Source organism: Pseudomonas sp. 2995-3 (assembly GCF_002742565.1).
In the GTDB taxonomy this organism is placed as follows: domain Bacteria; phylum Pseudomonadota; class Gammaproteobacteria; order Pseudomonadales; family Pseudomonadaceae; genus Aquipseudomonas; species Aquipseudomonas edaphica.
This window is the reverse complement of the sequence record NZ_LJSB01000054.1, coordinates 298,201-318,146: the sequence shown is the minus strand read 5'-3', so window position 1 is coordinate 318,146 and position 19,946 is coordinate 298,201. Positions and strand designations below refer to the sequence as shown.

Below are 19,946 nucleotides of genomic sequence, written 5' to 3'. Positions count from 1 at the left end.
AAAAGACCGCTGACTTCGTCATCGAAAAGGATGTAAGGGCCGGAGCAACAGCAACAGCAACAGCAACAGCAACGGCAGAGCCATACTCGGTCTAATGTGGGAGCTGGCTTGCCTGCGATGGCATCAACTCGGTGTGCCTGATGTACCAAGGTGTCTGCATCGCAGGCAAGCCAGCTCCCACAGAAAAGCAGATCCCAGGTGTATGCAAATCCGCTTTTTGCTTTTCGCTTTTCGCTTTTCGCTTTTCGCTTTTGATTCAACCACTCAGGTCGGCTTTCAGGCCGCCGTGCTCTGCTTTTGATCTTGATCTGCTTTTGATCTGAGGCGCCCCGTTAACCACGATGGCCGAACGCAGGCTTGAATCCGTGGGTAACCCGGCAGGACGCCGGGTTAGCCGCGCTGGGCCAAGGATGGCCCATCGCGGCGGCCCACGGATTCAAGCCGGAGTGCGGGCATGCCGAGCCTAAGCGAGGCACCGAGTGGTGGGGCGAAGACCTTTTGGTTACTTTTGGGGCGTTTGCCAAAAGTGACCCGCTGTAAGAGCGGAACCATAAGCCGCCGTTACCCGAATAACGGATATGTACACCGACAAACCGCCATCGCAGGCAAGCCAGCTCCCACACTTAAAGCCCCTAACCCTCAAATCAAATCAACGCAACGCCCGCCGCAGTACCTTACCCACCGTAGTCTTGGGCAACTCAACACTGCGAAACTCCACATACTTGGGCACCTTGTACCCCGTAAGATACTCCCGGCAATGGGCCAGAATCTGCTCCTGGGTCAAGCTCGGGTCCTTGCGCACCACGATGATCTTGACCTTCTCCCCCGTCACCGGATCCTCCACACCAATCGCCGCCACCTCCCCCACACCGGGATGCAGGGCCACCACGTCTTCAATCTCATTGGGATACACGTTAAACCCCGAAACCAGGATCATGTCTTTCTTGCGATCCACCAGACGAATATACCCACGCTCATCCATCACCCCAATGTCCCCGGTGGACAACCAGCCCTCGGTATCCAGCACTTCAGCCGTTTCCTTGGGCCGCTTCCAGTACCCCTGCATCACCTGCGGGCCACGCACTTGCAGTTCACCTTGCTCACCAATGTCCGCCAGTTCCCCATCCTCACGCATAAACCGCACCCAGGTCGACGGCAACGGCACACCGATGCTGCCGGTGAATTCCATCTCACGCATGCGAGCAATGTTGATCGGGCTGATGCTCACCACCGGCGAGCACTCGGTCAGCCCATAACCTTCAATAATCGGCAACCCAGTGACCTCCTTCCAGCGCTTGGCCACCGCCGTGTGCGTGGCCATGCCGCCAGCAATCACCATGCGCAGGTCAGAGAAATCCCGCGCACAGAACTCTTTGTTTTCGAGCAAGCCGTTAAACAAGGTGTTGACCCCGGCAATGCCGTTGAAACGCTCCTTGCGCAAGATCATCTGCACCCGTTTCACATCCCGTGGGTTGGCAATCAGGATGTTGCGCCCGCCCAGGCACATGAACATCAGGCAATTCACCGTCAGCGAAAAGATGTGATAGAGTGGCAGCAAGGTCACGTTGGTTTCCTGCTTGTCCTGGTCCAACTGATCCCCGACCCAGGCCTTGGCTTGCAGCAAATTGGCGATGATATTGCGGTGGCTGAGCATCACGCCCTTGGCGTCCCCCGTGGTGCCGCCGGTGTATTGCAAAAACGCCAGCTCATCGAGGTGCATCGCCACCGGAAAATGGTTCAGCGCCCGTCCCTGTTTCAACACGTTGTTGAAGCGCACCGCGCCAGGCAGGTGAAATTTTGGCACCTGTTTTTGCACGCGACGCAGGATGAAGTTCATCGCCGCGCCCTTGAAGGTGCCGAGCAGATCGCCAATGGCCGCCACCACCACGCGTTTGACACGGCTGCCCTGCGCGACTTTTTCAAAGGTGTGGGCGAAGTTTTCAAAAATCACCAGGGTTTCGGCTTCGCTGTCCTTGAGCAAATGCTTGAGTTCATGGGAGGTGTACAACGGGTTGACGTTGACCACCACCGCACCGGCCAGGATCGTGCCCAGCAGGCAGATCGGGTACTGCAGGCAGTTGGGCATCATCAGCGCCACCCGGTCGCCCTTTTTCACGCCTTGGCCCTGTAGCCACGCGGCAAACGCCTGGCCTTGCACCTGCCAGTCGGCATAGGTCATTTCGGTGCCGATGCTGACGTAGGCGACCCGCTCGCGGAATTTTTCCAGGTGCTCCAGGAACACCTCGCGCAGCGACGGGTAGGCCTCGATACCGGCCTCGATGTCCGCCGGCACGCCCGGCAAGTAGGCGTTCAACCAGACCCGTTCGGTGTGTTCCTGGCTTACAGCGTTCATGGCAGTCTCCTTATTGTTGTTTTTGATCAGGCTATTTTTCGACGATGGCGGTGATGCCCAGCCCGCCTGCTGCACAAATCGAAATCAGGCCGCGCCCACCACCGTTCTCATGGATGGTTTTGGCCAGCGCCGCCAGTTGCCGGCCACCGGTGGCGGCAAACGGATGGCCACAGCCCAGGGAGCCGCCATTGACGTTCATCTTGCTGCGATCGATGGCGCCCAGTGGCGCCTCCAAGCCTAGACGCTCGCGGCAATACTCGGGGTCTTCCCACGCCTTGAGCGTGCACAGCACCTGGGCGGCAAAGGCTTCGTGAATTTCAAAAAAGTCAAAGTCGGCAAACCCCAGCCCCTCACGCTTGAGCATGCGTGGCACGGCATATGCCGGGGCCATCAACAAGCCTTCGGTGCCGTCGACAAAGTTCACCGCAGCGGTTTCGCCGGTACGCAGGTAAGCAAGCACCGGCAAACCCTGTTCGGCAGCCCAGGCTTCGCTGGCCAGCAAGACCACTGAGGCGCCATCGGTCAGCGGCGTGGAGTTACCCGCCGTCAGCGTGCCGTTCTGGCGATCATAGGCGGGCGAAAGGCCGGCGAGTTTCTCCAGGCTGGCATCGGCACGCAGGTTGTTGTCACGCGCCAGCCCGCGATAGGGGCAGATCAGGTCATCGAAAAAACCGCGTTTATAGGCCGCATCCAGGCGCTGGTGGCTGGTGAGGGTCAGCTCATCCTGGGCCAGCCGTTTGATCTGCCAGCGCCTGGCCATTTCTTCGCAGTGTTCACCCATGGACAAACCGGTACGCGGCTCGCCATTGCGCGGCAGCAGCGGTTTGAAAAACATCGACGGGCGCACCTTCAGCAGGGTCTTCAACTTGGCGCCCATGCCCTTGGCGCGATTGGCCGCCAGCAAGGTGTGGCGCAGCGATTCGTTGATGCCGATGGGCGCATCGGAGGTGGTGTCGGCGCCACCGGCGATGCCCACTTCGATCTGGCCGAGCGCGATCTTGTTGGCGACCAGCAAGGCCGCTTCCAGGCCAGTGCCGCAGGCTTGTTGTACATCGTAAGCGGGCGTTTCGGGCGACAACGTGGTGCACAGCAACGCCTCACGCGCCAGGTTGAAATCCCGCGAATGCTTGATCACCGCGCCCGCAGCAAACTCACCCAGGCGCTGGCCGTGCAGATGATAGCGCTCCACCAGGCCTTGCAGGGCCGCCACCAGCAGGTCCTGATTGCTGTCGTGGGCATACACGGTGTTGGAACGGGCAAACGGGATACGGTTGCCGCCGATAATCGCCACGCGGCGGGTCGGGGCCGGGTTGAAACTGTAGTCACTCATTGATGGCTCTCGTTCCAGATAAATAGCCCGCGCATATGCGGTTTATCACCGGCAACATTGCGCACTTCAAACTCACGGCGCGGCCCGGTCACCGGGCGGCTCCATTGCGCGACCTGGCCGGGCAGGAAGATCGGCAGCTTGAAGTCGCAATGCGCTTGCGCCTGATCCAGCCCGCCCGGCGGTTGTTGCGCCGCCAGTGCGCGGCCCAGGGTCCACATGCCATGGGCGATGGCGCGGCGAAAGCCGAAGATCCTGGCGCCAATCACCGAGGTGTGAATCGGGTTGAAATCCCCCGAGACCTTGGCAAACCGGCGCCCCAGGTCGGCCGGCAGCATCCAGCGCTGGGTGCGCAACAGGCCGTCTTCCTGCAAGGGCAGCGCGTCGTCCCAGGGTTCGCCGAGCGGGTCTTTGACGTCGCGGCGCAGGTACAGGCTGTCGCTTTCCCACACCAACGTATCCGCCGCAAAGGCGCGGGTGGCGATGCTCAGCGCCTGGCCCTTGGGGTGCGCCACCCAGCGCTCGCAGTACACTTCCAGGCGCAGCGCCTGGCCTTCGCGCAAACGCTGGTGCTGTCGAATGCGATTGGCCAGGTGCACCATGCCACTGGCCGGGTACGGAAAGCTCGGCCGGGTCAGCAGCATCAAATGCAGTGGGAACGCCAGCACATGCGGATAGGACAGCGGCACGCCCTGCTCACGGCGAAAACCGCAGGCGCGGCCATAGGCGGCGATGCCAGCAGCGCTCAGCTCCACCGCCGAGCGCACCAGGCGCGCGGTGGGCAGCGGCGGCGGCCCGTCAAGCTTGGGTTTGCGCAGTGCGCGCACGCCGTCCAGCAACAGCTGGGTGCGCGACGGTGGCGGGTCGATGATCTGCGTCACATAGTCCATGGTTCAGGCTCCCAGCAGGCTTTGGCCGCACACCCGTACCACCTGGCCATTGACCCCGCCGGACGCCGGGTGCGCCAGCCAGGCGATGGTCTCGGCCACATCGATCGGCTGCCCGCCCTGGGACAGTGAGTTCATGCGCCGCCCGGCCTCACGGATCATCAGCGGGATTTTCGCGGTCATCTGGGTTTCGATAAACCCCGGCGCCACCGCATTCACCGTGACTTGCAGAGCGGCCGCCTGGGGTGCCAGGCCCTCCACCAGGCCAATCACGCCCGCCTTGGAGGTGGCGTAGTTGCTTTGCCCGAGGTTGCCAGCGATACCGGAAATCGACGACACGCACACAATCCGCCCGCCAGGGTTCAAGCCTCGCCCCTCCAACAGTGCGCTGCTGAGCTGCAACGGCGCTTCGAGGTTGACCGCCAGCACACTGCGCCAGGCGGCTTCGGTCATCTTGGCGATGGTTTTGTCGCGGGTGATCCCGGCGTTGTGCACCACCACGTCGAATGCGCCGTATTGGCTGACATGCGCCTGCAACAGCGCGGCCGCATCGGCTGCGGTGATGTCCAGCGGCAAGGCCGAGCCGTTCACACTGTCGGCGGCTTGAAGCAGCGCTGCCTGGGCCTGGGGCACGTCCACGCACACCACATGAGCACCGTCGCGGGCCAGCACCTGGGCAATTGCCAGGCCAATGCCACGTGAGGCGCCGGTGACCAGGGCACGGCGACCGGCGAAGGGTTTGTCCCAGTTCACCGTGCCCTGGGCGTCCACGGGTTTTTCCAGGCGCACCACCTGGCCCGACACATAGGCCGAGCGGCGCGATAAAAAGAACCGCAGGCTGCTGTCCAGTGCGTCTTCGGCGCCCGGCGCCACGTAGATCAATTGCACCGTAATTGCACGGCGCAATTCCTTGGCCAGCGAGCGCACCAGCCCTTCAAGGGCACGCTGGGCGATGGCCTGGGGCAAGTCCTGGCAATGTTCCGGCGCCGTGCCGAGCACTACCACGCGGCCGTGCTGGCCGAGGCGCTTGGCATTGGCGTGGAAGAACAGGTAGAGCTCGTCGAGTTGTTGCAGGTCGAGCACGGCCGTGGCGTCGAACACCGCGCCCTGCACCTTGACAGTGGACGGTGCCTTGAGGGTTGCCGGCGTGGCGGCGACGGTATCGGTGTCTTTGAAGAGCTGTTGCACCTGCGCACCGAGGCGCCCTGCCCCGGCGACAATCACCGGGTTGGCCAGGCCTTGCTGGCCGCTGCGGTGGCGTTGCAAGGGCAAGGGGTGCGGCAGGCCGATGGTTCGGGCCAGGCGCCGGCCCCAAGGGGAATTGACGAAGGATAGGTAGTTGTCACTCATAAAACATTCTTTCCCTGTAAACCCGATCCAGTGTGGGAGCTGGCTTGCTGTGGCGAGGGAGCTTGCTCCCGTTCGACAGCGTAGCTGGAGCCCGCTTCTGGGGGCGCTTCGCACCCCAGCGCAAGCAAGCTTGCTCGCCACAGCAAGCCAGCTCCCACACTGACCGTGTTAACTAACTGAGGCGTTTTCGCTTTGGCTGCTGCGGCGTTTGGTCGTCGGCTCCAAGGCTTGCTTGCGCTGCTGCAAAGCCTCCAACAAGCCAAAATCCTGCGGGAAGTCGTCAACCTGAATACCGTGGTCGGCATATTCCACGTAACGCCCGAGCAAGCTGTCTTCCTCATCACTGATCAAGTCCAGCGCCCGCGCCTTGACCCGCCAGGCGGTAAAGGCGGTGGCGGAAATCGGCATCGGTTCGATCAGGCCTTGCTTGATCGCGGGCTTGAGCCGCGCCTCGATCAGCTCCACCTGCGGCAACAGCCGGAAGCCCAATTCGCCATAGGCGAGCTTGTCGATTTCCGGGCGCGGAATGTAGGAATTGGCCAGCAAGCGGTCGCGGGTTTCGCCGGGGGTTTGCACCACATCGGCCACCTGGGCCAGCAGGCGGTCCGAGGGTTTGTGCTGGGGAATACCGAACGGGAAACTCAAGGCACGCACCACAGCTGCCGCCGGTTTCGACGGGTAGTTGTCGAGTACTTCGGCTAGGGCTTCATGGGCGCGCAGCAACGCGTCCTGGGCCGACCAGTGCACCAGCGGCAAGTCGGCCTGGGGCCGCCCGTCGTCCTCAAAACGCTTGAGCACGCAGGACAAGATGTACAGCTGCGACAGAATATCGCCCAGGCGCCCGGTGATACTTTCCTTGCGCTTGAGCGCACCGCCGAGCACACCCATGGACACATCCGAGATCAATGCCAGCACCACCGACAGCCGATTGGCCTGGCGGTAGTAGGACGCCAGCGCCGGGTCGGTCTTGGCCGGTGCGGCAAGCAGCCGCCCGCCTGTCAGCGAATGCACCGCAGCGCGCACGGTATTGGCCAACACGAAACTCAGGTGGCCGAACATCGCGCTGTCGAAGGCTTCCAGGGCTTTGCGTCGATCCGGGTTGTGCGCCGCTTCCATCTCGCGGAACACATACGGATGGCAACGAATCAGCCCCTGGCCAAAGATGATCAGGCAGCGGGTCATGATGTTCGCGCCTTCCACGGTGATCGCAATCGGGCTTTGCTGGTAAGCGCGAGCCAGGAAATTGTTTGGCCCCATGCAGATGCCTTTGCCGGCCACGATGTCCATGCCGTCGTTGACGATCATCCGCGCGCGCTCGGTGACGTGGTACTTGGCAATCGCCGAGATCACCGAGGGCTTTTCACCGGCATCCAAAGACGCCACCGAGACCTTGCGCACTGCATCGCAGGCATACAAATGCCCGGCCATGCGCGCCAAGGGCGCCTGTACGCCTTCGAACTTGCCGATGGGCAGGCCGAACTGCTTGCGCATCGCCGCATAAGCCGTGGTGCCACGTACCGCGACCTTGCCCAGGCCGACGTTGGCCGACGGCAGCGAAATGGCGCGCCCGGCTGCCAGGCATTCCATCAGCATGCGCCAGCCATTGCCGACCTGTTCGCGGCCGCCGATCACCCATTCCAGCGGAATGAACACATCCTTGCCGGTGGTCGGCCCGTTCTGGAACACCGCGTTCAGCGGCCAATGCCGACGACCGCTGTTCACGCCCGGGTGGGAGGTGGGGATCAACGCACAGGTAATGCCCAGCGAACCAGCCTTGCCGAGCAAGCCATCCGGGTCTTCGGCACGAAACGCCAGGCCCAGCACCGTGGCAATCGGGCCGAGGGTGATGTAGCGCTTGTCCCAGGTCACTTTGAAACCCAGCACTTCCTCGCCCTCATGCACGCCTTTGCAGACGATGCCCAAGTCTGGAATCGCCCCGGCATCGGAACCGGCATACGGGCTGGTGAGGGCAAAGCACGGGATGTCTTCGCCGCGTGCCAGGCGCGGCAAATAGTAATTGCGCTGGGCATCGGTGCCGTAATGCAGCAGCAGTTCAGCCGGGCCGAGGGAGTTGGGTACCATCACCGAAATCGCCGCGGCCGAGCAACGCGTCGACAGCTTCATCACCACCTGCGAATGCGCAAAGTGGGAGAAGCCTTTGCCGCCGTACTGCTTGGGAATGATCATGCCCAGGAACCCGGCGTCCTTGGTGTACTGCCAGCCTTCGGGGGACATGTCCTGCCAGACTTGGGTGGTTTCCCAGTCGTTGGCGATGTCGCAGAGGGTTTCCACTTCGTTATCGAGAAACGCCTGCTCTTCGGCGCTCAGGCTGGCAGGCGCGGCTTGCAGCAAGCGCTGCCAGTTGGGCTTGCCGCTGAACAGCTCGGCGTCCCACCACACGGTGCCAGACTCGATGGCTGCGCGCTCGGTGTCGGACATCGCCGGCATGATCGTGCGAAACAGACCCAGGGCCTTGCTGGTCAGCAGTGTGCGGCGCAGCGGCTTGATCGTCATCAGCACGGCGGGCAGTACCACCAGAATGGCCGCGACGCTGGCGCCAAAGCCTGCGACCACATTGAACAGATAACCAAGCGCCAGCCAGACCAGGCCGACGCTCAGCCACAGGGCAGCAGCGGCTTGTCGATAGGCCAGGGCAATCGCGGCGGCGACACCCAACAATAACCAGATAACCATGGGGATACCTCTACTCAATTCAGGGTATGGCATGCGGGTCGCTCGTTCGGGATGAACGAGGGCGTAAAACCACACTACAAACTTGAAGGGACAAATTCAAATTTTGTTTTGAAATTTTTATTTAATGCTTTGACGAAAAAAAATAGGCTGATCGAGTCAGCCAGTTTCTGCATTGGGAAAACATTAAAACCAGGACATTTGCAGCACGGGTGTGAAGCGCCAGAAAGATGCGCTGACTGACCACTTCACACCTGAGCACGCACAGATTGTGGGTTAGAACTTATACGTGGCCGACAGGCTTACCACCTCCCCTTTGCTGTCCACCTTTCCATCCAGGCGCGCAGCCCCAAGGCGATCTTCGTTGACGGTCTTGAGCTTGACCTCCTGTACAAACTGCCGCGAGTAGGCGCCGTCAACACTCAAGCCTGGAACCGCTTTGATGTTGTAGCCAAAACCCAACGAGGCGAAATAACGATCACCGTCAGGAATGCGCGGGTCACGCGTGGAGTCACGGGTAGGCGTCTGATCATAGGCAACACCGGCACGCAGAGTGAAATCGTCAGTGAGCTTATAGTCGCCGCCCAGCGAGTACATCATCACGTCTTTGTACTTGTAAGGAATCGACACAATGGTATTGCCGTCAGACTTCAACGTCAGGGCCTTGAAGGACGACCACTGGGTCCACAAGGCACTGGCGCCCAGGGTGAAGCGGTCATTGAACACGTGTACCCAGTCGATGGCAGCAGTCGCCGGGATGTCCAGTTGCGTGCTGGCGTTGGCACCGTCCGGGAACAGTTTCAAGCCTGGGTAAGCGCGCTCAACCAGCGTCAAGCCGTCGCCGCCTACGTCAGTCATCAGTAACCGACTTCCTGGGTCGGCATTGAATTTGTACTTGCCCTCCAGCTTGTTCTTGATTTTGGCGTGGTAGTTGAAGCCAACGGTATCCTGGTCGGTGGGTTTCCACGCCATGCCGCCAAACCAGCCCACAGACGTATTATCGACCTTGACCCGAATCAGCGATTGGCCCACTCCGGATGGAAAGGGAATACCAAAGCCGCCCAGCCCCGGTGAAACTGCCGCTGCTGCGTACAAGTCGACGTTCTGGCTGACAAACCCACTCGTATGCTGAACGATGGCGCCGCCACCGATAGAGAACTGGTCGTTAACTTTGAAGGACAGCGAACCGGTCAGTCCCACGGTTTCGATTTTGGTGTCTACGGCAAAATCGCGGCCTTTCCAATCCGGGTCCCAGGTCGACTTCATCCCCTGGGGCACCACCTGGCTTAGACCAACACTGAAACGATCGTTAATGGGTATCACCAGGAACCCGGTCGGCAGCCAAGCGGTGAACCCGCCTTCGCCACCATCACCCGTACGCGGCGTAGAGGTAACGCCACCAAACTCGTCCAATACCCCTACAGAAGCTGGGTCGCCTTTGTAATCAGTGGCATTGCCTTTGAACTTAATATTGACGCGCGCATAAATGACGTTTTGCTGCGCGATAGTTTGATCGATAAACGCCATGGCAGCCGGGTTGTTGTACGCCGAGGACGGGTCGTCCTTGAACAACGAACCACCACCGAACGCACGACCCCAACCTTGGGCACCAAATGTAGGAGTCGAGAAGCCACCGGCCTGCACCGAACCGCCCGCGACCATGAGACCGCCCAACAATGCCAGGCCGATAAACGTCTGGGCCGGTTGTTTCTTATTATTCATGCTCCACTCCTTATTATTTTTATCCACCACGGCCGGGCCTACCGTCCCTGGTTTTCCTCAACAGGTGCCCCGAGAGGGGCACCTGCATTTCAACGTGTGATCATCACGTCCAACGCGTTGCTATCAAGGATTTACAGTGAGTGCTGGGCTTGGAGCGGCGTTCAGAGCAGTGATTTTGCAGCTGCCGACCGTTTGAGCAGATGGAACGGTGATGGCGTGGGTGTTGTTGTTGTAGAGCACGTTGATAGTGACTGGGCCACTGGCGCAGTTGCTGACAATCTTGAAGTTGACGCCGGACACGGTACCCGCATACACACCTGCACCGGTGCTCGTGGAGGTTGGCGTCAAGGTCCAAGGCAGACCCAACAGCACCGGCACGCCACAGAGTGGGTTGGCACCACTGACAGTCGCGCCCGTAATAGCAGCGGCGGAACCGTCGGCGGCCACACTACCGGTGAACACGATATTGCAGGAAACAGGCGCACCGAACGACGCTGGCGACGACACCGCAATGGTCCCGGCAGGCGTGGAAAAGCCCGTGCCTGCAGGAGAAATAGTGGCTGCACTCGCCATGGAAGCAGCACCCATGCAAACAGCCAGAGCAGTCAACGACACGAGAGTTTTCAAGCTTTTCATTGTTTTTCCTCACATGTTATGGCGAGTCAGTTCGCCAGGGGTAATGGCCATGATCGAGAGGTCACGGTGAAACTGCAGAACTTCCCTTTCCAGCCAAATTTCAATACCTATACCGCTACAGTTTTAGAATTCGTTTATTCGACCACTTTGAAGTTCGGCGGCATCTTGATCGACACCGTCTTGATCTTGCAGTCTTCGCCGATTGGCACATTCGTCGCTTCCAACTTGCCGGTGGCGTTATCCCAAGTACCGTCGGCGGTCGACGGGCCGCACTTGCCGCCTAAACCGAAGGCATGCACATCCACGCTGATGTTCGACATCGAGCCGCTTTTAGTGTCTTTGGCAATCAATACCCACGGCAAGTTGATGGCCTCGACGCGGCTGCATTTCAGGCCGCCGTCGAATTCAACTTTATCGACATTCACCGACGCCCCATTGGCCGCGACCTTGCCGGCCACTTTGATGGTGCAGTCGGCGCTGATCAACGCACCCTTGGAAAAGCTGATCGGGCCTTGGGCCGTAAAGGCGCTGCCGGCCGGCTCGATACGCGCAGCCTGGGCTTGTTGGTAAACCATCAGGCCCAGTGCGGCCAGAATGACATGGGCGGTAAAGGTGGCAGGGCTTTGCATGGTGTACGTCCTTCCCTTGAAATTATTGTTGTAGGGTCAAACCACTAACTTGCAATAAAACCGATGAATCCTGGGCGATGAAGGCCTGCGCGGTACACAGACCCCGAGTTCAACCACACAGGCGTTAGTTCAGATTAAAACGGCGTCGCGCTGTTGCTGTACTTCTCCAGATACTTCAACCGCTGTGACGGTTGAAGATTGGTCAGGGTGATATCCCCGGCATAGTGGTTCAAGACACGGTGGTCCATGCGCCGTCGCCATAAGTACGGCACATAGGCCCAGACAATCATGCTGGCGTAACCGTAAGGCAGTTGCGGTGATTCATCAAAGTGGCGCAACGACTGGTAACTGCGGGTCGGGTTGGCATGGTGATCGGAGTGGCGCTGAAGTTGGAACAGAAAGATATTGGTGACAATCCGATTACTGTTCCACGAATGCCGAGGCGAACAACGCTCATAACGACCGTTGGGCAACTTCTGGCGTTTAAGCCCGTAGTGCTCGACATAATTGACCACTTCCAGCAACGAGAACCCGTAGATGCCCTGGATGATCAGGAACGGAATTACCGCCGCGCCCAACCAGGCAATCATCGCGCCCCACAACACCAGGCTGTACATCCAGGCGCTGAGCACCGCGTTCTTCCAGTGCAAGGCCGGCAGGCCGAGTTTGCGCAGGCGTTCGCGCTCCAGGTTCCAGGCTGACACGGCGCTGAACCACACCGAGCGCGGCAGGAACGCCCAGAAACTCTCACCGAGGCGCGAGCTGGCCGGGTCTTCCGGGGTGGCGACGCGTACATGGTGGCCACGGTTGTGTTCGGTGTAGAAGTGCCCGTAGAAGGTCGGCGCCAGGGTCACTTTAGCCAGGAACACTTCCAGCGGCTTGGGCTTGTGCCCCAGTTCGTGAGCGGTGTTGATGGCAATGCCGGTGGCAGCGCCGGTGGACATCGCCATGCCCAGGTAAGTGAACCAGCTGACCGCACCGTGCAACTCAGTACGCGCGGTAATGAAGGCGGCGGTTTTGGCCAGCCAGCTCGACGGGTCCAGGTGGGCGGTGGCGTTCAGCAGACCGCCGCTGATGATCCAGTCGATGCCGCCGGCGGCGAGCCAGCCGGTGATCACCACCGACGAGATGACGAACAGCACACCGGTGTAGACGATCCAGCGGTAGTAGCTTTGGGATTCGAGGTGGTTGACGGCGGATTCGGGTGGGTTGCTGACGTCTTCACCGAGCAGGCCGTCGATCAGCGGGATAAGGCCGAAGATCACCAGCACACCGACCCACCACAGTTGCTGTACGCCGGTGGTAATTGCCAGGGCGCCGGACAGCAAGGGGGTTGCCAGTGGCATGATGCCGAGCCACCAGAGGTGACGCTTGCCGTCGGTCCAGACGGTTGGGCTTGCCATAGTCTGATTCATGGCAGCCTCCGAACGAGGCAGGTTGGGTATGCGATAAAAGGCGTTTTTTTCATTATTTTATTCGCTCTTAGGCATTTCAAAAACTGTTTCAAATTACACATTGAAATAATTTTTTAAAATTAATAGCGCGGAATCGTTAGGTCGTCAACTAGTTTCTCGAAGGCTTTTTAACGTGACCGGGCAGTCTCTTTTTCAGCCGTTTGGTCAGGTGTCTAAAGCAGGCATCGACGCCGTTGAACCGCGAGTCGGATTGCACAATCATTTACCCAACTACTTACCCAGCTACTTACCCACCAGGGCCAATGGCCGTTGCGAAAGCGGGTCGTTTTGCGGCGGTTTGACGCGCTTGGCAATCTGCTCCACCACCGCCACCACACGCTCTGTGGCGGTGATCGGCAGCATATGACCCCTGCCCTCCACCACTTGCAGCTTCAGCCCCGGCACCTTGCTGGCCAGGGCCTGGCCGTGCTTCTGGAAGTCCAGCACCTTGTCGCGCGCGCCATAGATCAGGCCGATGGGCAAGGTCAGTTGCGGGTAGCGCTTGACCATGTCCGGCAGGTGATCGTTGACTGTGTTGATCTCGGTGGAGGCGGCGTAGAAGTTGTCCGGGCGCATCCCCAGCAGCCCGCCGCCACGGGTGGCGAAGTCCGGTGGCGCGGTATCGGGGGCGAACACGCCCTTGACCACCGAACCTTTGGTCAAAAGCCCCACGGGCAGGGTCAGGGTGTGCGACACCCAACGACGCAACCAGGCCGGGCGTACGGCCAGTGACAGGAACACCAGCGGCAACAGGCGCTGCGGGTGGGTCAGCGGCGCAACCAGGACCAACCCGGACACCGCATGCGGATGATCAAGCGCCAGCGCCAGGGCAATTGCACCGCCAAGGGAATGCCCCAGCACCAGCGGCTTATCCAGGTCGAGGGTCTTGATAAACGCGGCGATTTGGCGGGCCTGGGCCGGCAGGTCTGCCGCCGTGTGTGCGCCCCGGCTGGAATAGCCGGAGCCCGGACGGTCCAGCGTAATCACCCGAAAGCGTTCACGTAATTGCCCGGACAACGCATAGGTGAGGTTGCGACTGCTGCCCATCAGCCCGTGAATCATCACCAGCGGTGGGCCTTTACCTTCTTCGACATAGTGAAAGCGCTCGCCATCGACCTCGACGAAACGCCCGTTGATCGGAACGGTGGTTTCTATACGCCGTGTCATCCAGGCACTCAAGCCCCACAGCAGCGCACTGGCGCCCACCAACACACCCGCAGCAACAACCCATTCAACCGCCATAGCTCGGTCCTCTGCTTCCCTGCTGCTGCTCCCTGACCGGTATTGGTCAAGGCCTCAGCCACCGTCCACACCCTGGACCCGGACTTGCTGCATAGCGTGCGCGTCTGTCGGACAAGGCGCACATTGCGAACAAGGTCCTAGCGTAGGCGATATTTTCAGGTAGATTATTTAAAATCTTTTTTAAAATAATTAATTCATTTTTTCTTTGCAATGGTGTTCTATCTAAAAGACAAAACAAAAACAGGAGCACATCTGATGCCCATGAGGGACAGCCTATGAATGCCCACACTGATTCCATCGACATCGCCATCATCGGTTCAGGTTTTGCCGGCCTGTGCATGGCGATCAAACTCAAGGAAGCCGGGTTTACCGACTTCTTTATCGCCGAGCAGGCCGACACCCTCGGTGGCACCTGGCGTGACAACCACTACCCTGGCTGCGCCTGCGACGTGCAGTCCCATGTGTATTCGTATTCGTTTGCGCCCAACCCCAACTGGACGCGGCAATTTGCGCCACAGGCGGAGATCCGCGCTTACCTTGAGCACTGCGCGCAGCGGTTCGGGCTGGCGCCCTATTTGCGCTTCGGCATGGGCCTGCAACGTGCGGTGTTTGATGAGCAGCAGCAACGCTGGCAACTGAGTTTCAGCGATGGCCGCAAGATTAGCGCGCGGGTGTTGGTGTCGGGCATGGGCGGCCTGTCACGCCCGGCGTTGCCGGATATTCCAGGGCTGGACAGCTTCAAGGGCAAACGCTTTCACTCCCAGCACTGGGATCATGACTATTCGTTGAAAGGCAAGCGCGTGGCGGTGATCGGCACCGGCGCCAGTGCGATCCAGTTCGTGCCGCAGATTGCCCCGCAGGTGGCGCACCTGGACCTGTTCCAGCGCACGCCACCGTGGATCATGCCCAAGCCGGATCGCGAGATTTCAAGGCTCGAACGCTGGGCCTTCAAACACCTGCCGTTTACCCAACGCCTGGTGCGCGGCGCCTTTTACTGGGCGTTGGAAGGCCGCGTGGTGGGCTTTGCCCTGCACCCGCGGCTGATGAAGATGGTGCAGAAGATCGCCCTGCGTCACTTGCGCAAACAGGTGGCGCGCCCTTCCCTGCGCAAAACCCTGACGCCGGACTACACCATCGGCTGCAAGCGCGTGTTGATCTCCAATGACTACTACCCGGCGCTGTCACGCAGCAATGTCGAGGTGGTCACCGACACGGTGCTGCGCATCGAAGCCGATGGCGTGATCACCAGCGACGGCATCAAGCACCCGGCCGACTGCCTGATTTTCGGCACCGGTTTCCAGGCCACCGATCCACTCCCCCGCGACTGCATCATCGGCCGCGACGGTATCGACCTGATGGACGCCTGGCGCGACGGCGCCCACGCCTATAAAGGTACGACGGTGCCGGGTTATCCCAACCTGTTCCTGATTGTCGGGCCTAACACGGGCCTGGGGCATAACTCGATGATTCTGATGATCGAGGCCCAGGTCGCCTACATCCTCGATGCGCTCAAGCACATGCAGCACCAGCGCATTGCCACGGTCGAGGTCAAACCCGCCATCGAGCAGGCTTACAACCAACAGTTGCAGGACAAGCTCAAGCACACCATCTGGAACACCGGTGGTTGCCAAAGTTGGTACCTGGACCCGCGCACCGGCAAAAACACCACGCTGTGGCCCGGCTCAACCTGGCGTTTCAAGCAAATCACCCGGCACTTTGCCCTCAAGGACTACCTCGCCAACCCGTTGCCGGCCTCCGCGCCGCGCGCGGTTGTGGCCCCGCAACCCACTGCAGAAGGCAGCCTGTCATGAAGTCATTCAATGGCCGCGTGGCGGCAATCACCGGCGCTGCCTCCGGCATGGGCCGTGCCCTGGCCCTCGCATTGGCGCGCGAAGGTTGCCACCTGGCGCTTTCGGACAAGAACAGCCAAGGCTTGGAACACACCCTCGCGCTGATCAAGTCTTCAACCTTGTCGCCGATCATGATCACCACCCACGTCGTCGATGTGGCCGACCGCCAGGCCGTGCAAGACTGGGCCGCACGCTGCGCGGCCGAGCATGGCCAGGTCAACCTGATCTTCAACAATGCCGGCGTGGCGCTGTCGAGCACCGTCGAGGGTGTGGACTATGCCGACCTTGAGTGGATCGTCGGCATCAACTTCTGGGGCGTGGTGCATGGCACCAAGGCGTTTCTGCCGCACCTCAAAGCCAGCGGCGAAGGGCATGTGATCAATACTTCCAGCGTGTTCGGCCTGTTTGCCCAGCCGGGCATGAGCGGTTACAACGCGACCAAGTTTGCCGTGCGCGGCTTTACCGAATCCCTGCGCCAGGAGCTCGACCTGCAAGGCTGCGGTGTGTCCGCCACCTGCGTACACCCCGGCGGCATTCGCACCGATATCTGCCGCAGCAGCCGCATCGACGCGAACATGACCGGCTTTCTGATCCACAGCGAGCAACAGGCCCGCGCCGACTTCGAAAAACTCTTCATCACCGACGCCGACCAGGCCGCCAAGGTGATTTTGCACGCCGTGCGCAAGAACAAGCGCCGCGTGCTGATCGGTCGCGACGCGTATTTTCTCGACCTGCTCGCCCGGTGCCTGCCGGCGGCCTATCAGGCCCTGGTGGTGTTCGCCAGCAAGCGTATGGCGCCCAAACCGCGCACGCCGGTGTTCGAAACCAACGACGAAACCCGACTCTGAACAGGAGCACGCACCATGCTGCCGATCCGTCGCGATATCCGTTTTGCCTTGCCTGCCGAGCGCATCAAGGACTGGCACGAACAAGGCCCGTTCATCACGCACTTTTTCAACGCGTTGTCGCTGCTGTTTCCCCAGGGCGAGCTGTTTTTCATGGACAGCGTGCGCCACTACCGCCAGCGCATCGACGACCCGGCGTTGAAGAAAGAAATCCAGGGGTTTATCGGCCAGGAAGCCATGCACAGCCGCGAACACGTGGCCTACAACGATCACTTGCAAGCGGCCGGTCTGCCGGCGCACACACTGGACAAGCGCCTGAAGTTCTTCCTCGACCTGCAGAAGAAACACCTGCCACCGTCGTTCAACCTGGCGGTGACCATCGCCCTGGAACACTACACAGCGATGCTCGCGGAAATCCTGCTCAGCGACCCGTCGCGTTTTGGCGAGTCACTCAAGGGCTACCAGCAGATGTGGTACTGGCACGCCCTCGAAGAAACCGAGCACAAGGCCGTGGCGTTCGATGTGTGGAACACCGTGATCAAGCCTGGGCCGATGCGCTATCTGTTGCGCACCGGCACCATGTTGACCACCACGCTGCTGTTCTGGCTGGTCGTGTTTGATTTCCATGTGCGCCTGCTGTTGGCCGACCGCAAAGCCGGTGGGCACCTGAAGGGGTTCTGGCGCATGCTCAAGTTTCTATACGGGCCCAAGGGCGTGTTCCCACGCATGCTGCGGCCGTGGTTGCACTATTTCAAACCGGGCTTTCACCCCTGGGACCATGACAACCGTGCACGCCTGGCGGGTATCGACGACCTGGTCGAAGCGATTGAACAAACCCGGCGCGAATACGCGTCCGCCCACGCTTAAGCCTGAGCCGCCGCACGCCTGCGGACAAAGCCCGGTAGCAGGTCGCCGGGCAGCGCCTTGCTGAAATACCAGCCCTGGATAAACAGCTCGGTGCCGGTATTCAAAAAGGCCAACTGCTCGGCGGTCTCCACGCCCTCGACCACCACGCCCAGGTTCAGCGCCTCACAAAAGCGCAACATGCCGGTCAACACCTGGGCGCCTTTGGGGTCGCGCTGGGCCACCACGAAACTGCGGTCGATCTTGATAAAGTCCACCGGAAACTGATGCAGGTAACTCAAGGCCGAAAACCCGGTGCCGAAGTCATCGATATACACCTTGGCGCCGATCGCCTGGAGCCTCTGGATGGTCTGGCGGGTGGCCTGGACATCACCCACCAATGCATCTTCGGTGATTTCCACCGAGATCTGGCCACAGGCCTGGGCGAGGATCTCCACCAGGCGCTCGCCATAGCCTGCGTGAGTGAGCGTGGCGCTGGAAATATTGATGGTCATGGGCAAGGCAAAGCCGATCTTTTGCCACTTCTGATATTGGCGCACGGCCTGGGACGCCACCCACAGATCAACATCCGGCATCAACCGCGCCTGGGCCAGCCATTGCAGGAACTCCCAGGGTGAATGCACCGTGCCCTGGCTGTCCCGCGCGCGCATCAGCGCCTCACAGCCGGTGCACAGGCCGGTGCGGGTCGAGACTTGCGGCTGGAATTCCAGGTAGAACTCGTAATCGCTGATCTGCTGGATACGGCTCAGTTCGACTGCCTGACGGGCGGCCGCCTTGTGGGACGCCAACACCGGGTCCAATTCCAGCAGGCGGCCTTTCTCTTCGAGACCACGGAAGGTCATGTCCAACGACTTGAGGTACACCGTGCCACCCTCACTGGACTGGCGATGAATCGCGCGCACATACGGCGCATACACCAGCGTGCCCAGCCCCAACAGCACCACTTGCAGCACCACCGCCGCCATGTCGCCGTGAGTGCTGAGGTAGGCATTGAGCAGCACTGGCGCGGTAAATGGCACGCTGGCCACCGCCGGCGATACCCAGCCCAACTGCACCACCGTCAATGCCAGCAGGGTGTTGAACGCCGGCACCAGCAGAAACGGGATAAACAAGCGTGGGTTAAGGATGATCGGCAAGCCGAACAACAGCACTTCGCTGACATTGAACAACGACAGCGGCAGACTGGCCATTGCCAGCAAACGCATGGTTTGGCTTTTGGAAAACAACAGGATCGCCAGCAGCAAACACAACGCCCCGCCCGACCCACCGATAAACGCGAAAGAACCGAGCAGGCCACTGTTGAGCAGGTACTTGACCGGTTCACCCGCCGCCAGCGCGGCGCCATTGAGCACTACGGCCTGGTCCAGTACATCAAACAGCGGCTGCATGGCGTACACACCGTGAATGCCGAAAAACCACAGCAGCGAATTCATCAAGGTCACAAACAATCCGCTGCCATACGGCGTTTGCAATGCATCCAGTACCTGCGGCCCCTGTAGCTGCGCCACATAGGGAATCTGCAACATCAACGACAACACCACCACCAGCAACAGCGCTGTAATCGCGCCGGGCACCACCATGTTGATGGTGCCGCGCAGGTTGTGGCCCACCAAGTCTTCGTTGACCAGCCGCGTCCAGCGGAAACGGTGCAGCCAGGCGATCGTCGGCACATTCAACAGCGGCGAAGCGATGGCGATAAACAATACAAACGTCGCCGATGCTCGCGGGTAGTCGCGCAATACAAAGGTGGCGATCACCACGTGGGCCAGGCACAAAAATGCCACTGGCAATTGTGGCAGCCGGTGTTGGATGGCGAGCATGTAGCCAATCGATGCCGCCACCAGCAGCGGGATCACCGAACTGATCTGGTTATGCAACCCCGACAAAAAGGCCACCACCTGCGGATCGAAGCCCAGCACCTTGGCGCATTCAGCCAAGATCAGGAAACCGGCAGACACCAGCAGGCACGGCAGGATCCACAGCAAGCCTTCACGGATGGCACGCAATGATTCGGTACTGGCCAAGGCCGCCAGGCGTTGGGTGAGGAAAAGTTTGAACAGCGTTTGCGCCATGCCCCGTCCCTCTGCCCGTATAGC

The 19,946-nt window shown here is 60.5% G+C and carries 14 protein-coding genes; 3 read left to right on the top strand and 11 right to left on the bottom strand.

Going from position 1 to position 19,946, the window contains the following annotated elements:
* Positions 1 to 649: 649 nt before the first annotated feature.
* From AOA62_RS03320 to AOA62_RS03275, 10 genes are all read right to left on the bottom strand, one after another.
* Positions 650 to 2,353, bottom strand: a complete 1,704-nt coding sequence (locus AOA62_RS03320; protein WP_099547839.1) for an AMP-binding protein — start codon at positions 2,351 to 2,353, stop codon at positions 650 to 652.
* Between the two features lie 31 nt (positions 2,354 to 2,384).
* The gene (locus AOA62_RS03315; protein WP_099547838.1) at positions 2,385 to 3,683 is read right to left on the bottom strand and encodes an acetyl-CoA C-acetyltransferase; all 1,299 of its coding nucleotides are present in this window, start codon (positions 3,681 to 3,683) and stop codon (positions 2,385 to 2,387) included.
* Positions 3,680 to 4,570, bottom strand: coding sequence for a MaoC/PaaZ C-terminal domain-containing protein (locus AOA62_RS03310; protein WP_099547837.1), 891 nt, complete (start codon positions 4,568 to 4,570; stop codon positions 3,680 to 3,682). Before AOA62_RS03310 ends, AOA62_RS03315 begins: the two co-directional genes overlap by 4 nt.
* Positions 4,571 to 4,573: 3 nt before the next feature.
* Positions 4,574 to 5,917, bottom strand: coding sequence for a 3-oxoacyl-ACP reductase (locus tag AOA62_RS03305; RefSeq protein ID WP_099547836.1), 1,344 nt, complete (start codon positions 5,915 to 5,917; stop codon positions 4,574 to 4,576).
* 168 nt (positions 5,918 to 6,085) lie between these two features.
* Positions 6,086 to 8,611, bottom strand: a complete 2,526-nt coding sequence (locus AOA62_RS03300; RefSeq protein ID WP_099547835.1) for an acyl-CoA dehydrogenase — start codon at positions 8,609 to 8,611, stop codon at positions 6,086 to 6,088.
* A 273-nt stretch (positions 8,612 to 8,884) separates the two neighbouring features.
* Complete coding sequence (locus AOA62_RS03295) at positions 8,885 to 10,330, bottom strand: outer membrane protein transport protein (RefSeq protein ID WP_017136808.1); 1,446 nt, start codon at positions 10,328 to 10,330, stop codon at positions 8,885 to 8,887.
* Positions 10,331 to 10,453: 123 nt separating this feature from the next.
* Positions 10,454 to 10,966 carry an alkane oxidation protein activator PraB gene (gene praB / locus AOA62_RS03290; protein WP_017136809.1) on the bottom strand — a complete coding sequence of 171 codons (513 nt, stop codon included), beginning with the start codon at positions 10,964 to 10,966 and terminating at the stop codon, positions 10,454 to 10,456.
* Positions 10,967 to 11,100: 134 nt separating this feature from the next.
* On the bottom strand, positions 11,101 to 11,595 hold the full coding sequence (gene praA, locus AOA62_RS03285; RefSeq protein WP_017136810.1) for an alkane oxidation protein activator PraA: 495 nt from the start codon (positions 11,593 to 11,595) through the stop codon (positions 11,101 to 11,103).
* A gap of 134 nt (positions 11,596 to 11,729) precedes the next feature.
* Entirely contained in the window at positions 11,730 to 13,010 is a 1,281-nt protein-coding gene (locus tag AOA62_RS03280) for an alkane 1-monooxygenase (protein WP_099547834.1), read from the bottom strand.
* Positions 13,011 to 13,292: 282 nt separating this feature from the next.
* On the bottom strand, positions 13,293 to 14,291 hold the full coding sequence (locus AOA62_RS03275; RefSeq protein WP_099547833.1) for an alpha/beta fold hydrolase: 999 nt from the start codon (positions 14,289 to 14,291) through the stop codon (positions 13,293 to 13,295).
* A 275-nt stretch (positions 14,292 to 14,566) separates the two neighbouring features.
* On the opposite strand from AOA62_RS03275, the gene AOA62_RS03270 reads away from it, so the two are divergent.
* The 3 genes from AOA62_RS03270 to AOA62_RS03260 are packed head-to-tail and all read left to right on the top strand — an operon-like array spanning position 14,567 to position 17,853.
* A complete protein-coding gene (locus tag AOA62_RS03270) occupies positions 14,567 to 16,102 on the top strand; it encodes an NAD(P)/FAD-dependent oxidoreductase (protein ID WP_099547832.1) in 1,536 nt (511 codons plus the stop codon).
* Positions 16,099 to 16,989: an SDR family oxidoreductase gene (locus AOA62_RS03265; protein ID WP_017136814.1), complete on the top strand. Its 891-nt coding sequence runs from the start codon at positions 16,099 to 16,101 to the stop codon at positions 16,987 to 16,989. Before AOA62_RS03270 ends, AOA62_RS03265 begins: the two co-directional genes overlap by 4 nt.
* 15 nt (positions 16,990 to 17,004) lie before the next feature.
* Positions 17,005 to 17,853, top strand: coding sequence for a metal-dependent hydrolase (locus AOA62_RS03260; protein ID WP_099547831.1), 849 nt, complete (start codon positions 17,005 to 17,007; stop codon positions 17,851 to 17,853).
* Here AOA62_RS03260 and AOA62_RS03255 read toward each other — a convergent pair.
* Positions 17,850 to 19,922, bottom strand: a complete 2,073-nt coding sequence (locus AOA62_RS03255; RefSeq protein WP_099547830.1) for an EAL domain-containing protein — start codon at positions 19,920 to 19,922, stop codon at positions 17,850 to 17,852. The two genes, AOA62_RS03260 and AOA62_RS03255, sit on opposite strands and share 4 nt — an antisense overlap.
* Between the last annotated feature and the right edge of the window lie 24 nt (positions 19,923 to 19,946).

Bases quoted from the DNA above. Each gene is read 5' to 3' on its own strand.
- AOA62_RS03260 (WP_099547831.1), top strand. From the start codon at position 17,005: ATGCTGCCGATCCGTCGCGATATCCGTTTTGCCTTGCCTGCCGAGCGC.
- AOA62_RS03300 (WP_099547835.1), bottom strand. From the start codon at position 8,611: ATGGTTATCTGGTTATTGTTGGGTGTCGCCGCCGCGATTGCCCTGGCC.
- AOA62_RS03295 (WP_017136808.1), bottom strand. From the start codon at position 10,330: ATGAATAATAAGAAACAACCGGCCCAGACGTTTATCGGCCTGGCATTG.
- AOA62_RS03270 (WP_099547832.1), top strand. From the start codon at position 14,567: ATGAATGCCCACACTGATTCCATCGACATCGCCATCATCGGTTCAGGT.
- AOA62_RS03275 (WP_099547833.1), bottom strand. From the start codon at position 14,291: ATGGCGGTTGAATGGGTTGTTGCTGCGGGTGTGTTGGTGGGCGCCAGT.
- AOA62_RS03305 (WP_099547836.1), bottom strand. From the start codon at position 5,917: ATGAGTGACAACTACCTATCCTTCGTCAATTCCCCTTGGGGCCGGCGC.
- AOA62_RS03310 (WP_099547837.1), bottom strand. From the start codon at position 4,570: ATGGACTATGTGACGCAGATCATCGACCCGCCACCGTCGCGCACCCAG.
- AOA62_RS03320 (WP_099547839.1), bottom strand. From the start codon at position 2,353: ATGAACGCTGTAAGCCAGGAACACACCGAACGGGTCTGGTTGAACGCC.
- AOA62_RS03315 (WP_099547838.1), bottom strand. From the start codon at position 3,683: ATGAGTGACTACAGTTTCAACCCGGCCCCGACCCGCCGCGTGGCGATT.
- AOA62_RS03255 (WP_099547830.1), bottom strand. From the start codon at position 19,922: ATGGCGCAAACGCTGTTCAAACTTTTCCTCACCCAACGCCTGGCGGCC.
- AOA62_RS03265 (WP_017136814.1), top strand. From the start codon at position 16,099: ATGAAGTCATTCAATGGCCGCGTGGCGGCAATCACCGGCGCTGCCTCC.
- AOA62_RS03280 (WP_099547834.1), bottom strand. From the start codon at position 13,010: ATGAATCAGACTATGGCAAGCCCAACCGTCTGGACCGACGGCAAGCGT.
- praA (WP_017136810.1), bottom strand. From the start codon at position 11,595: ATGCAAAGCCCTGCCACCTTTACCGCCCATGTCATTCTGGCCGCACTG.
- praB (WP_017136809.1), bottom strand. From the start codon at position 10,966: ATGAAAAGCTTGAAAACTCTCGTGTCGTTGACTGCTCTGGCTGTTTGC.